The organism is Clostridium sp. UBA5119, assembly GCF_002414285.1.
GTDB classification, from domain to species: domain Bacteria; phylum Bacillota; class Clostridia; order Clostridiales; family Clostridiaceae; genus Clostridium_J; species Clostridium_J sulfidigenes.
On the sequence record NZ_DHYX01000056.1, the window covers coordinates 16,427 to 29,562 of the forward strand.

The following is a 13,136-nucleotide window of genomic DNA, read 5'->3' on the forward strand; positions in this document are numbered from 1 at the left end:
TAACCACTTTCCCTATTAAACTTAATGTACCTTAAACTATTATTCATTTAACTTAAATTATATACTACTAGCATAACTTATTCAACAATCTTTATGGACTCCATATTAAATAATACATATATAACTTTAGGTTATTAACTATAAATATAAATTAAATTTACATAACATTCGTAAATATCCTTATTCCCTTGAAAAATTTATAAAATAGTGGATAATTATAATTGATAAGTAATATCATTTGAATTACATTTATAACTTTACTATAATACATAAACTGTATTTTAAAATAGTTTATAAAAATTAACTTGAGATTGGAGACGTACTATGAGTAATAGAATTAAAGGAATAATATTAATTATTTTATCTGCCTTTGGCTTTGCAATAATGTCTGCCTTTGTAAAGCTATCTGGAGATTTACCCTCTATGCAAAAGGCTTTTTTTAGAAACATAGTTTCTTTTGTCATAGCTCTTGGTATGATTATATATCACAAAGAAAGTTTCTTTGGCAAAAAAGAAAACCAAAAGCTTCTTATTATGAGATCCACTTTAGGCACATTAGGAGTAATATTAAACTTTTATGCTATAGACCATCTTATTCTTTCAGATGCTAATATGCTTAATAAGCTAAGTCCTTTCTTTGTAATACTTTTCTCTGCTATCTTTTTAAAAGAAAGATTACAGCTAAGGCATATTACTATCATTGCTGTTGGTTTCCTTGGATCACTACTTATTATAAAGCCTGCTTTTAGTGTAAATGTAATTCCTTATCTCATAGGACTTTCATCTGCCATATTTGCTGGCTCTGCCTATACCTGCCTTCGAACCATTGGAAACCGTGAAAAGCATTATACTGTGGTGTTTTATTTTTCTTGCTTTTCTGTAGTAACAATTTTCCCATTTATGATATTTTCTTATACACCTATGACTTTGATTCAATTTACCTACTTAATATTAGCCGGTATCTTTGCAACTATAGGACAATTTGGAATTACTCTAGCCTATAAGTATGCACCTGCAAAAGAAATATCAATTTTTGATTACTCTAATATAATCTTTTCAGCTATTATAAGCATGGTAATATTTAACCAATCCCCTGATATCATAAGTATTTTAGGATACATAGTTATATTTTCTGCTTCGCTTTACATGTTTATGTACAATAAAAAACTAGATAACCTTAAATAATATTTTTAAAAGGGTTGTCTCAAAGTTAATTCTTTTGAGACAATCCTTTTTATTATATATCTAAGGTCTTTCTTTCTCTATTTCATATAGTAATTTATTTTAAATTTATGTTTAGCTTAATAATTCCCTCCAAATCTTTAATAAATCTTAAGATTTATTAAAGGTATTTCTTAAGATTTACCATGTAAAATAAAACCATAGTAAAAATTATGTAGAATTAATGGGGGGTTTTAAAATATGAAAATATTAATTCTTACAGGAAAATTTGGTATGGGCCATTATTCAGTATCTAAATCTTTATGTGAACAAATTCAGTCTAATCACCCTAATGCATCAGTAGTTATAAAGGATGTTTTCGATTATGCATTACCAACTTATTCTAATGCAATTTATAAGGCTTTTAATGTTATGGTGAATAAAGGTAGTGTATTTTATAATCAAGTTTATAAAATTACGGAGAATAGAAAGTATAATATGAATCCTATATTTTTAAAATACTTTCTTCCTAAGCTTGATAACCTAATTAAAGATATAGAACCTAATATTATTATTTCTACTCTACCCTTTTGCTCTCAACTAATATCAAGATATAAGATGAAATATAATCCAGCTCTTCCGCTTATAACTTGCATAACGGATATTAGTAGCCATTCAGAGTGGCTTAATGATAATACTAATTGTTATTTAGTTGGAAGTAACTCTTTAAAAAAGGACTTAATTTTAAAAGGTATTCCTGAAAACAAAATATTTATTAATGGAATACCTGTAAAAGAAGAATTTAAAAAATCTATAACTAATAGTTCTTCTAATGAAAAACAGCTCCTTATTATGGGCGGTGGATTAGGGCTATTACCCAAGTCTATGGAATTTTATAACCAGCTTAATTCTTTAGAAAATGTAAAGACTACAGTTATTACAGGAAATAATACTGAAATCTTTAATATGCTTTATGGAAAATATGAAAATATTAATGTACTTGGATATACTGATGAGGTTTATAAATATATGCAAAAAGCAGATTTGATACTTTCTAAACCTGGTGGAATAACTTTATTTGAAAGTATTTTCTCAGAAACACCTTTAATTGCCTTTAAACCTTTTCTTCAACAAGAAATTAATAATACTAACTTTATATTAAATAATGGTATTGGAAAGGTCCTTGAGACAAGTCCTGATAAATGTTTTGATAAAATAAAAAAAATTATTTTTGATGATGCAATACTAGATAATCTTTCTAATAATATAAAAAATTTTAAAAAACAATTTGATTGTACATCAATTGAAAAAGTATTGCTTACTTTAGAACCTAATATGGATGGAGCGTGTGCTTAATGTACTTTACTACTTTAACAGCTATTATTATAATTATTTTTCTAATTCACTCAATTATACCAACTTTATACAATAAATATATAAATTCAAATATTATTAAACTTACTAATAAAGATAATGAAATAATGCTAACCTTTGATGATGGCCCTGATGAAAGATATACTAATAATCTTTTAGATGTGCTTAAAGAAAATCAAATTAAAGCTACTTTCTTTGTTGTTGCAGAGAACGCTAAGAATAATCCTGAAATAATCTATCGTATGCATAAAGAAGGGCACACTATAGCACTACATTCTTTAGCGCATAAAAATGCTCTCTTTTATAGCTATAAATATACGAAAAAAGATTTTAAGAATAGTATAGAAATCATGAAAAACTTCAATTATCAAATCAACTATTATAGACCTCCTTGGGGACATAGTAATATCTTTACAAACTTTTTTGTTAAAAAGTATAATTTAAAAATGATTTTATGGGATGTTATGGCAGAAGATTGGAGTAAATACGCTACAGTAGATTCTATATCTTCAAAGTTAATACTACGTACTGATAGAAATTCTATTATATGTCTACATGATTCAGGAGAGAATTCAGGGGGTGCATTCGATGCTCCTCTTAAAACCATTGAAGCATTATCTACAGTTTTACCTAAGTTAAAGTTAGTAGGTTATAAATTTATAACACCAGAAAGGTTAGGACAATAATTGTGCAAAAATCTATTAAAAAAAACAAGTTTAACAACTACTATGGAAGTTTAATTTTTATGTTCTTACTCATTGCTATTACTTTTTACTTACTTTTTAAAGATACTTCGATAACTTCACTAATCTCTGTAATAAACACAATTAATCCTATTTACTTATTCATAGCATTTTCTATGATGTGTCTATTTATAATTTTTGAAGCTTATGTTATTTATATTATACTTAAAAATTTAAATAAAAAAGTACCTTTTAAAAAATGTATTGGTTATTCCTTTATTGGATTTTACTTTAGTTCTATTACTCCTTCATCATCAGGTGGTCAGCCAGCACAAGTATACTATATGAAAAAGGATAATATAAATATATCCTATTCTTCTTTAACTTTATTAATAATTGCCATAGTCTATCAATCAGTAATGCTTTTATATGGACTACTTATGTATCTTTTTAAATATACTTTTATAATAAATAATGTACGTGGCATTAAATGGCTGTTAATTTACGGAGTTATAATAAATGTATTTATAATAGGTTTTATATTTGCAGCTATATTTTCTAAAAATTTAGTTGGTAAGTTTATCAAATTTATTGTTGAACTCTTATCAAAATTTAAGATTATAAAAAATACAGAGTATACTCTATCTAAAATTAATGTTCACCTTGATGAATACACTAATGGTGCTAATTATATTAAAAATAATCCTTTACTAATTGTTAAGGTTTTAATAGTTACAGTTTCACAAATCACAGCTATGTATTTAGTTCCATATTACATATATAAATCTTTTGGATTAAATACTTATACCATTATAGATGTACTTTCTATACAAGCCTTATTAACTATAGCAGTATCTTCTTTGCCTTTGCCTGGTGCAGTAGGTGCCACTGAAAGTAGTTTTATGATATTATTTAAAATATTCTTTTCAAAAGAATTATTGCTTTCTGCAATGTTATTAAGCCGTGTAATTAGCTTTTATGCATTTCTATTATTGAGTAGCATAATAACAATAATTATTCATATTAAAGCTAATGGTAAACATAAAATTTAACATAGTCATCTATATTAGTAATAAGCTCTGTTAGAAATTACAGTAATAGAATATTTAATATTCTATTAGTTTATATTTAAACTAAAAATACAGACTACATCTAAATAAAATTTAGATATAGTCTGTATTGGTATGTTAATTAATTTATTAGTTTTGAGTTGCCCAATCTGCTGGATATGTTACATATATGAATCTAGCATAGTTTGGAACTGAGAATTTAATTGTGCTTCCTTTTGGTATTAAAATTAATTCTCCAGCATCTGCTGATACAAGTCTTCCGTCTATTACTATGTCTAGATGTCCTTCTATAACATAATCTATTTCATCATAATTTAAAGTCCAATCGAAGGTTGTTTCTTTCATCTCCATTATTCCACAACCTAATCTCTTACTTTCTTCAAGAGTGAATAAATCTTTTGTATATACTATATCACTGCTATTTCCAGTATCAAGTCTATTTGACTCATCTACTCTAACTGTTGGTAGTTTAACAGAGATAATGCCGCTTGCATCTTTATTTCTTACAAAGTCTACAGAATCATTAGACGCTCCTGTAAGTTTTTCTTCAATTATTTGTCTAACTAATTTTTCTAATAAACTTTTATCTATATTTTCCATCATTATTTAGCCTCCTCATTTTTAGTTGCATTGTTTGCAATGAATATAGCTACAAATATTGCTGTAATTCCTGCAACTAATTTACCTACTATCATTGGTAGTATCATTTCTGAATTAAACCCTGCTGTAAATCCTAAGTGATCTCCAAATACAAAGGCTGCAGATACTGCAAAAGCAACGTTAATTATTTTACCTCTGTTATCCATATCCTTCATCATGCCAAACATTGGAATACTATTAGCAAGAGTTGCAACCATACCAGCTGCTGCTATATCATTCATTTTTAAAACTTTACCTAATCCCATTAATGGTTTTTGGAATACTTTCGTAATCACATATACTAGTGGGAATGCTCCAGCAAGAACTATTGCTATTGCTCCAACGGTTTCAATACCATCAGAAATTGGTGCCATTCCTGGAATTATAACTAGACCTGTTAATTCTTCAATTACTGCTGCAGCTAATCCTAAAGTTATAAGTATAACTACAAATTTTCCAAAAACTGTAAATCCTTTAATTATTGCATTTTCAAATTTCCAAAGTCCTAAAGCTATAAGTGCTGCAATTATTACTATTGGAATTAAGTTTTTTAGCACCATAATTATTGGGAATCCAGCTACAAGACCACCAACAAAAGCTCCTAATGGAATTGTAATAACCCCTGCTAATACTCCCATAGCTAAGAATTTGTGATCTTCTTTTTCTATTATTCCAAGGGCAACTGGAATTGTAAATACTATAGTAACACCCATCATTGAACCAACTATTAATCCACCAAACATTCCTGCTTGAGAATCTACTGCAAGAGCTTGAGAAAGTGAAGCTCCTCCCATATCGTTCGCAAGTAATGTACCTCCGAACATACCTGGGTCTGCTCCTAAGAAATTAAATACTGGTACTATTACTGGTTCTAATATATTTGCAAGTACTGGTGCAAGACAGATAACTCCTATCATTGCAATTGCAAGAGAACCCATAGCCATGAAACCTTCTTCGAACTTTTCTCCAAGTCCAAACTTATTTCCTAAACACTTATCTATGGCTCCAAGGGCCATAAATACAACCATGATATATACAATTATGTCGTTAATTTCCATTGTTTCATCTCCTTAATAAGTTAATTCTTTATTTAATCAATTTATTTATACTGTTAACTGTGTAAACTAAAGTTTAAGCTTTTATGTTAAATACTTAATGATAAGTTCATCTGGTGAAGGTATTACTGATGCATGAACAATTCGTTTTTCTTCTATAGCTTCTTTAGCTATATTTATTCCATGATCTACATCACTAAGCCCACCAGAAATAATATAAACAAGTTTACCACTTATTCCAGATGCCACTTGTAGTTTTACTAAATTTAAATTGGCTCCCTTAAGAGCAATATCTAAAGCTTTAAGACCACTACTTACACTATTGGTCTCCATTACTCCTATGGCCCCATTAGCCTTAGTTACAAACCTGCTTTTCAAAGCTTGTATAATATTATTATGGACACCATTTATAATACAGCTATCTATTATATGCCCCTGACCAGAGATAATCCCGTGGTCAAGGGTTGTTCTTATAGCACCTTCATCTCCTGTTAATATAACCAAAAACCTTCCAGGACATATAGTTTTAAGATATAGTACATCAACATCAGCTTTTTTCACCATTTCATCTGCAACTTCAATGCCTTTAGCTATACTTTTAAAATCAATTGCTCCAATACTTTTACTCATTTTCCACCTCTATTGAATCAATTATTCCTATTATAGTTGCATCCACAGGTACATCTCTTTCTCCTAGTGAAACTCTAGCTGAACCACCTCTAGTTATAAGTACATTATCACCAGTACCTGCACCTACACTATCCGCCGCTACGAAAAAGCCTGTTTCTTCCACATCTACATCTTTTAGTAACCTCACTATTAAAAACTTTTGACCATTTAGCTTTTCATCTTTTCTAGTTGCCCATAATTTACCAACAACTCTACCAATAACCATATTATCCTCCGCTAAACTCTTTTAACTTTCAGATTATGAATTCTTATAAAGTCGTTAGCCAATGGAGTGATTATGCTCTTTTTATCTATTACCACAGATTTCATTCCATTCATAAATGGCTTTCTAAGATCCATCTCACTAATAAGTTTCTTATTTCTAATTTCGAAACTCATCTCTTCTGATATAAAATTTGAAGTTTCTAATATACTAATATCTTCAATTTTTTTATACTCTTCTTTTCTTGTGGTTTTATCTTCAACTTTTTCAATAAACTCAACTATATCAATTCCATACACTTTAAGCTCTCTTTCAAAGCTTAAGTACTTATTATATAGTGCTCTCGGAGCAGTATTTTTATACTTTCTATACTCTAGACCATTTTCAAAGACATATACCTTCTTACCTGCTAATAGCATGTTAATGATAAAGTTTTCTTCTTCATTAATACCAGTTAGCGTAGCTATATTTGCCATGGACTTTATAGATAGTGTAGAAACTATAGCTATGTCAGCTTCTAGTTGTTCTTCATTATATGAAGTCACAGTATATTGTTCATCTAAATTAGATTTAGTAATAGGATCCAGATCTACATCTCCAACTATTACAGCTGTCTTATGTTTTATAGTATTTTTATTTGTTTCTTCTAACTTTTTATAAACTTCTTTTACTATTAAGTCCACAAGTTTATCATAGTTCATTTATATACCTCCCTTTTGAGGCCTACTTAACTATTCTACAAAGAGTTCCCTTCGTAAATCCACAAGCATTAGCCTCATCATAGTCTATATGCATATATGTTCTAAAATCTGGGCTTACTCTTATGACAACATCATCAAATATTAGAGGTCTATTACCATAAACCTTTGCTTGAATGATTTCTTTATCTTTCACACCAAACTTCTCTGCATCTTCTGGAGTTATGTGTATGTGCCTTTTAGCAACAATTACTCCTTTATCTATTGTAAGAGTAGCTCGTTCTGTAGAAATTGTAATTCCAGGAGTATCTTCTATTTTGCCGCTCTCTTTAACAGGAGCCTTAATTCCAAGAACTGTTGCATCAGTTAATGAAATTTCTACTTGCGTAGATTTCCTTGCAGGTCCAAGAACAACAACATTCTTTAGTGAACCCTTAGGTCCTGTTATAGTAACTCTTTCTTTACATGCATATTGACCTGGTTGTGATAAGTCTTTAACCTTATTTAACTGATAATTACGTCCAAATAATATGTTTATATGATCTTCACATAGGTGAACGTGTTTTCCTGAGGCTTCAACTTCTATAAAAGCTTCTTTTTTTACCCTCTTTATTACTTCATCTATGACATCTTCTACTAAAAGATTATTCATATTTCATCCTCCCGCTTTAACTGTATTCTCCAGTTCTATATTTAAATATCATTATCCAAAACAAGGATGATAATCTATTTAACGCCTTTATTATATCCGGCCTTTGAACATCACCATACTCCCCTTTAAATGCGGTATAAGCTAAAAGTTCAGTTTCTCTTATAGTTGTTCTACAGGAATTTAAAGCAACAACAGCCTCACCCATGGAAAACTTTACTGGCTCATGACCAATACCATAGTATTTCTTTGGATAATGAGATTTTTCTCTCAATTCTTCTGGAGTCATACCAAGAAGTTTAAATTCTCCTACTGGTTCATTAACTACTTCGCATCTAAGGATACCTCTTACAAACTTTAAAATTTCTTCAAGGTCTTCTGTTAGCTTTGAAACTCCTAATTTATGAGTAATAACTTGAGTTTCTAATATCTTAGACTCAAGAGAATCTAACTTACCTCTCAGTGCTATTATCTTATGATCTTTAAACACTAATAAGTTTCCATGTAAATGTGTCATATGCTCAGGCTTTTCCATTAATTCAGCACCAAATACAGTTATATATTTACTTTTTTCTTCTTTCATTTGTAACTTTACAGGTACTTCTTCTTTTGCTTCTTTTACTTCATGTACTACTTCCTCTAAAGAATCCACATACTTTAATTTAATATTATTTTCCGACAAAAATGATTTTGCAGATGGTGTTACTATTTGCCCTTTTAAAACTCTAAATTCCGTATGTTCCTTAAAGTCTTTTCCCTTTAACTGTCTTCTAACTTCACTTTCAGTTAATACTGACATATCTTCACATCCCTCATTAGATGTAAGAGACGTATTGCTTATTTTAGCAATACATCTCTACACAAATCTAAATTAAACTGTTTCTGGTGTTTTTGGTAAAACAGTATCTACTTCAAAGTGTGGTCTTGGGATTACGTGAACTGATATTAATTCTCCAACTCTTTCAGCAGCTGCTGCTCCAGCATCTGTAGCAGCTTTAACAGCTCCAACATCTCCTCTTACAAGTACAGTTACAAGACCACCACCAACTTGTTCTTTTCCTACTAGTTGTACGTTAGCAGCTTTAACCATTGCGTCTGCAGCTTCTATTGCTGCTACTAATCCTTTAGTTTCAATCATTCCTAATGCATTTGCGTTTGCCATTATAAATTCCTCCTTAAATTTAACCTATATACTTTGAATTTTATTTTATTATCTTAATTCACTTATTATTTTCTTAACAAGTAAATTGACAAGCTCTTCTGTTTCTACAGATGAAAGTGAACTATTATTTCCATTAACTGAATTGCTACTTCCACCTCTAAAATGTTCAATTTCTCTAACTCCATAAGCTACTTTTTTGATATTTACAAGGTGAAGTGGTCCTACATTATCAGATGTTGCACTTCCACCAATAGCTCCACAACCTAAAGTTAAAGCAGGTACTATATTTAGAGAAGCACCTATTCCTCCTAAAGTACTTGGAGTGTTTACTGGTATTCTTGATACCGGCATACTAAGAGCAAATCTTTTAACTAGTTCCTTGTCTTCACAGTGCATTGAGAATGTGTGACCAGCGCCTTCATTAATAAGTATTTCTCTACACTTAGCTTCTATATCATCTACACTCTTTTCAACATAGAATCCTAGAATTGGAGCTAGTTTTTCTCTCGAATATGGAACATTGTGTCCTACTTCTGTTTCTTCAGCAATAAGTACTCTTGCTGAAGAAGGTACGTTAGTTAAATTAGCAAGTTTTGCAATAGTTTCTACACTCTTACCAACTATTTGTGGATTCATACTTCCATTAGCTCTCATTATAAATTTACCAAGTTGTTTTGCTTCTTCTGGGCTTAAGAAATATGCTCCTTGATTTTTGAATTCAGCCACTACTCTATCTTTAATAGATTCTTCTATAATTACTGATTGCTCAGAAGCACAGATTGTTCCATTATCAAAAGTTTTAGAATCCATTATTCTCTTAACCGCAACTTTAATATCAGCACTCTTATCGATAAATGCTGGACCATTTCCTGGACCAACTCCAAGAGCTGGTGTACCTGAAGAGTACGCTGCTCTAACCATTGCTGAACCACCAGTTGCAAGTATCATAGCTGTATCTTTATTTTTCATTAATTCATCTGTAGCTTGAAGGGTTGGAATTGTAATACATCCAATAACTCCTTCTGGGCATCCAGCCTTTACAGCTGCTTCATTAATAATTCTAACTGTTTCTAATATACTTTTTTTAGCATTTGGATGTGGCGAAAATACTATTGCGTTTCCACATTTTAATGATATAAGAGCTTTATACATAGTTGTTGATGTTGGATTAGTTGAAGGAATTAATCCTGCAATTACTCCCATAGGTACTGCAACATCCATAACTTTTTTCTCTTCATCTTCTGCAACTATACCAATAGTTTTTAGATCCTTGATATAATCATAGATATATGTAGACCCAAAAATATTTTTAATTACTTTGTCCTGCCATATTCCAAATCCAGTTTCTTCAACTGCCATTTTAGCTAGCTTTTCTGCATTTGCTGCAGCAGCCTCAGCCATAGCCTTAACTATTCTATCAATCTCTTCTTGAGATTTTTTAGCCAATTTTGCTTGAGCAGCTTTAGCTGTTTTAATTAGATTTCTAACCTCTTGTATAGACGCTAAATCTTTATCTGTAAGTTCCATTATTTTTCACCTGCTTTGTTATATTCTAGTATAGTTTTAATAAGCACATCCTTTTTGGCAAATTTAATTTGTTTATTTGTCATATTCGGAATTTTTAAAGTTCTAACTAATCTTCTTAACTCTTCCACCTTCATAGAGTTAAAATCTATATGATCTTTGAAATCATTTTTTACAATTTCTTCTATATTGTTTATTTGAGGCTCTTCTTCTTTTGTTTCTTCTTTTGTTTCTTCTTTAGCTTCTGATTTTTCTTCTGTAACTTTTTCTACAATCTCCACTTCAGAAGTTTCCACTTTTTCCTTGACTAAAGCCTCTTCTTTTTTCTTAACTTGAGTTTCTATTTTTTCCTTATCTTTTGTATCACTTTTTTCACTGTATGATTCTATAGATACCTCTTGTGATTTTTTATGTCTTTCAAAGAATAAATCTTCAACTTGTGAATCTACTCTTGGTATCACATGAGCAGTTCTAAAAGTACCTAAACTTTCTACAGAAGCCTTGGCTGCATCAACTGCAGCCTTTACCGCTCCTACATCTCCAATAATTTTAATAGTGGTTATTCCACCTTTTATTTTCTCTAGTCCAATCAAAGTAACATTTGCAGCCTTTAGAGCAGAATCTGCAGCTTCTACTGCTGCAACGTATCCTCTTACTTCTACTAGACCTAATGCTTTACTCACCTACTAAACCTTCGCCTAAAAGTTTACTGGTTGTTGAGCAACTGATTTGACAGCTTCTGCAAAAGCGTCACATGCTGCCTTACATGCTGATTGACTACCTGTAAGTAATCCACCGCCATAGTTTGTTTCAGTTGGAGGTCCAAAGAATTCTTTCATCTCAACATCTGCTGCCTTAAGAGCTGCATCTAATCCATAAATAGCTTCAAGTGGTGGAGCTACAAGATAAGCTATTGCTTCTCCTTCTTTAACTCCTGCTACTTTTGAAAGATAAGTTCCAGTTCTTGAAACACAGTGTGCATAGTAAGCTATAGAGTTATCGTCATTAGCACTTACAAAGTGTGATCCATTTTCCATGAAGTCTATAGTAGCATTTAAACCACTTCTTACTTCTGCTGGACTTGGTCCAGCTATTATTCCAATAACTTCACCAGCAAGTTTTGTAGATGCATTTGCAGCACCTGCATACATTGACCTTGCATATACTACATCAACTTCAGCAGCTTTTGTAGCTTCATCAAGAGCAGTGTAAGTTACGTCATCACTATCAGCAGTAATGATACCTAAACTTTTGTGATGAGGTTGTAATTCTAATTTTTTAACTAGTTCTGGGCTTACATTTGAAATTATTTTAACGCTTAATACGGTTGGACGTAATGCTTCATTAATCACAATAAATTCCCCCTAAATTATATTTTTAAGTTTATTCCTGATGCTTTTTTATCAAGCATTGTCTTTATAAGTTCAGCTATATGTGCTCCAGCTTCAACTGCAGTAGTACCACCTTTATGGATGTTTGATATAACTGTTCTGTTAGCCTCTGGCATGTTAGCTGTTGGTCTATAAGCTATATAAGCACTCATTGATTCAGCAGTAACAAGACCTGGTCTTTCACCTACTAGCATACAAACGACCTCTGCTCCTGTTGCATCACCAATAGCATCCATAGCTCCAACTCTACAATGTTTAATGAATAATATATCTCCAATTTCAATTCCATACATTTTTAATCCTTGTTTAATTGAAGGAACTGAATCTTTTAGGTTAGCTTCAATAGCTGCAGAAGAAAGTCCATCTCCAACTACTACTAACACTTTTTGACCTGAGAACTTATCTTTTATAAACTTAGTAGTTTCTTCGTCAAATTTTCTTCCAAGGTCAGGACGAGTTATATATTGATCTTTATCAACACACATTGTATTTACTGGTATTAAATTATTTTCTTTTATAAAGTCTTCAGATACATAAGAGAATACGGAGTCTTGTGCAGCAGCATGGTCAGCTCTAACTCTTAATTGAGTTATTGTTTTGTATCTTGGACCTGATCTTCCAATACCTATTCTTGCAGGAGTTCTTTCCTTCATTTTTAGGTATCCTTCTCTATCATGAGGGTTTTCAACTAAAAGTTGTTTTTTTAGGTCAATTTCTGTAATATCTGGAATACATCCATTTTTATCTACTGAACCTATTACAGCACTCATTTTATNNATTTTTCTACCATTTCTCCTAATAACTTTTCAACCATTAATTTTAATTCTTGTTCGTTCAT

At 30.8% G+C, this 13,136-nt stretch carries 15 protein-coding genes and 1 pseudogene; 4 read left to right on the forward strand and 12 right to left on the reverse strand.

The window, feature by feature from the left end; all coding sequences use genetic code 11:
* Window positions 1-324: 324 nt before the first annotated feature.
* From B2671_RS09135 to B2671_RS09150, 4 genes are all read left to right on the forward strand, one after another.
* Entirely contained in the window at window positions 325-1,185 is an 861-nt protein-coding gene (locus B2671_RS09135; RefSeq protein WP_346870139.1) for a DMT family transporter, read from the forward strand.
* Between the two features lie 237 nt (window positions 1,186-1,422).
* Entirely contained in the window at window positions 1,423-2,517 is a 1,095-nt protein-coding gene (locus B2671_RS09140; protein WP_346870140.1) for an MGDG synthase family glycosyltransferase, read from the forward strand.
* The gene (locus B2671_RS09145) at window positions 2,517-3,221 is read left to right on the forward strand and encodes a polysaccharide deacetylase family protein (protein ID WP_346870141.1); all 705 of its coding nucleotides are present in this window, start codon (window positions 2,517-2,519) and stop codon (window positions 3,219-3,221) included. Before B2671_RS09140 ends, B2671_RS09145 begins: the two co-directional genes overlap by 1 nt.
* 2 nt (window positions 3,222-3,223) lie before the next feature.
* Window positions 3,224-4,270, forward strand: coding sequence for a lysylphosphatidylglycerol synthase transmembrane domain-containing protein (locus B2671_RS09150; protein ID WP_346870142.1), 1,047 nt, complete (start codon window positions 3,224-3,226; stop codon window positions 4,268-4,270).
* 147 nt (window positions 4,271-4,417) lie between these two features.
* Here B2671_RS09150 and B2671_RS09155 read toward each other — a convergent pair whose 3' ends face one another.
* The 12 genes and pseudogenes from B2671_RS09155 to eutC form a co-directional block, all read right to left on the reverse strand.
* Window positions 4,418-4,888, reverse strand: coding sequence for a cupin domain-containing protein (locus B2671_RS09155; protein ID WP_035130623.1), 471 nt, complete (start codon window positions 4,886-4,888; stop codon window positions 4,418-4,420).
* Window positions 4,889-4,890: 2 nt separating this feature from the next.
* Complete coding sequence (eutH, locus tag B2671_RS09160; RefSeq protein ID WP_346870143.1) at window positions 4,891-5,985, reverse strand: ethanolamine utilization protein EutH; 1,095 nt, start codon at window positions 5,983-5,985, stop codon at window positions 4,891-4,893.
* Between the two features lie 81 nt (window positions 5,986-6,066).
* A complete protein-coding gene (locus tag B2671_RS09165) occupies window positions 6,067-6,612 on the reverse strand; it encodes a BMC domain-containing protein (protein ID WP_346870144.1) in 546 nt (181 codons plus the stop codon).
* Entirely contained in the window at window positions 6,605-6,877 is a 273-nt protein-coding gene (locus B2671_RS09170) for a EutN/CcmL family microcompartment protein (RefSeq protein WP_346870145.1), read from the reverse strand. The genes B2671_RS09165 and B2671_RS09170 overlap by 8 nt, the downstream gene beginning before the upstream one ends.
* Before the next feature lie 11 nt (window positions 6,878-6,888).
* Complete coding sequence (locus tag B2671_RS09175; protein WP_346870146.1) at window positions 6,889-7,575, reverse strand: TIGR02536 family ethanolamine utilization protein; 687 nt, start codon at window positions 7,573-7,575, stop codon at window positions 6,889-6,891.
* Between the two features lie 22 nt (window positions 7,576-7,597).
* Window positions 7,598-8,224 (reverse strand): ethanolamine utilization phosphate acetyltransferase EutD, encoded by a 627-nt coding sequence (gene eutD / locus B2671_RS09180; RefSeq protein WP_346870147.1) that lies wholly within the window; start codon window positions 8,222-8,224, stop codon window positions 7,598-7,600.
* Between the two features lie 16 nt (window positions 8,225-8,240).
* A complete protein-coding gene (locus B2671_RS09185) occupies window positions 8,241-9,020 on the reverse strand; it encodes a cobalamin adenosyltransferase (RefSeq protein ID WP_346870148.1) in 780 nt (259 codons plus the stop codon).
* A gap of 72 nt (window positions 9,021-9,092) precedes the next feature.
* Window positions 9,093-9,383 (reverse strand): ethanolamine utilization microcompartment protein EutM, encoded by a 291-nt coding sequence (gene eutM, locus B2671_RS09190; protein WP_150846126.1) that lies wholly within the window; start codon window positions 9,381-9,383, stop codon window positions 9,093-9,095.
* Window positions 9,384-9,431: 48 nt separating this feature from the next.
* On the reverse strand, window positions 9,432-10,910 hold the full coding sequence (locus tag B2671_RS09195) for an acetaldehyde dehydrogenase (acetylating) (RefSeq protein WP_346870149.1): 1,479 nt from the start codon (window positions 10,908-10,910) through the stop codon (window positions 9,432-9,434).
* Window positions 10,910-11,590: a BMC domain-containing protein gene (locus B2671_RS09200; protein ID WP_346870150.1), complete on the reverse strand. Its 681-nt coding sequence runs from the start codon at window positions 11,588-11,590 to the stop codon at window positions 10,910-10,912. The genes B2671_RS09195 and B2671_RS09200 overlap by 1 nt, the downstream gene beginning before the upstream one ends.
* A 15-nt stretch (window positions 11,591-11,605) precedes the next feature.
* Window positions 11,606-12,259 carry an ethanolamine utilization microcompartment protein EutL gene (gene eutL, locus B2671_RS09205; protein ID WP_035130583.1) on the reverse strand — a complete coding sequence of 218 codons (654 nt, stop codon included), beginning with the start codon at window positions 12,257-12,259 and terminating at the stop codon, window positions 11,606-11,608.
* 17 nt (window positions 12,260-12,276) lie between these two features.
* Window positions 12,277-13,136 (reverse strand): annotated as a pseudogene (eutC, locus tag B2671_RS09210) (ethanolamine ammonia-lyase subunit EutC).

Bases quoted from the DNA above. Each gene is read 5' to 3' on its own strand.
- B2671_RS09195 (WP_346870149.1), bottom strand. From the start codon at position 10,910: ATGGAACTTACAGATAAAGATTTAGCGTCTATACAAGAGGTTAGAAAT.
- B2671_RS09135 (WP_346870139.1), top strand. From the start codon at position 325: ATGAGTAATAGAATTAAAGGAATAATATTAATTATTTTATCTGCCTTT.
- B2671_RS09145 (WP_346870141.1), top strand. From the start codon at position 2,517: ATGTACTTTACTACTTTAACAGCTATTATTATAATTATTTTTCTAATT.
- eutD (WP_346870147.1), bottom strand. From the start codon at position 8,224: ATGAATAATCTTTTAGTAGAAGATGTCATAGATGAAGTAATAAAGAGG.
- B2671_RS09185 (WP_346870148.1), bottom strand. From the start codon at position 9,020: ATGTCAGTATTAACTGAAAGTGAAGTTAGAAGACAGTTAAAGGGAAAA.
- B2671_RS09165 (WP_346870144.1), bottom strand. From the start codon at position 6,612: ATGAGTAAAAGTATTGGAGCAATTGATTTTAAAAGTATAGCTAAAGGC.
- B2671_RS09170 (WP_346870145.1), bottom strand. From the start codon at position 6,877: ATGGTTATTGGTAGAGTTGTTGGTAAATTATGGGCAACTAGAAAAGAT.
- B2671_RS09175 (WP_346870146.1), bottom strand. From the start codon at position 7,575: ATGAACTATGATAAACTTGTGGACTTAATAGTAAAAGAAGTTTATAAA.
- eutM (WP_150846126.1), bottom strand. From the start codon at position 9,383: ATGGCAAACGCAAATGCATTAGGAATGATTGAAACTAAAGGATTAGTA.
- B2671_RS09155 (WP_035130623.1), bottom strand. From the start codon at position 4,888: ATGGAAAATATAGATAAAAGTTTATTAGAAAAATTAGTTAGACAAATA.
- eutH (WP_346870143.1), bottom strand. From the start codon at position 5,985: ATGGAAATTAACGACATAATTGTATATATCATGGTTGTATTTATGGCC.
- B2671_RS09140 (WP_346870140.1), top strand. From the start codon at position 1,423: ATGAAAATATTAATTCTTACAGGAAAATTTGGTATGGGCCATTATTCA.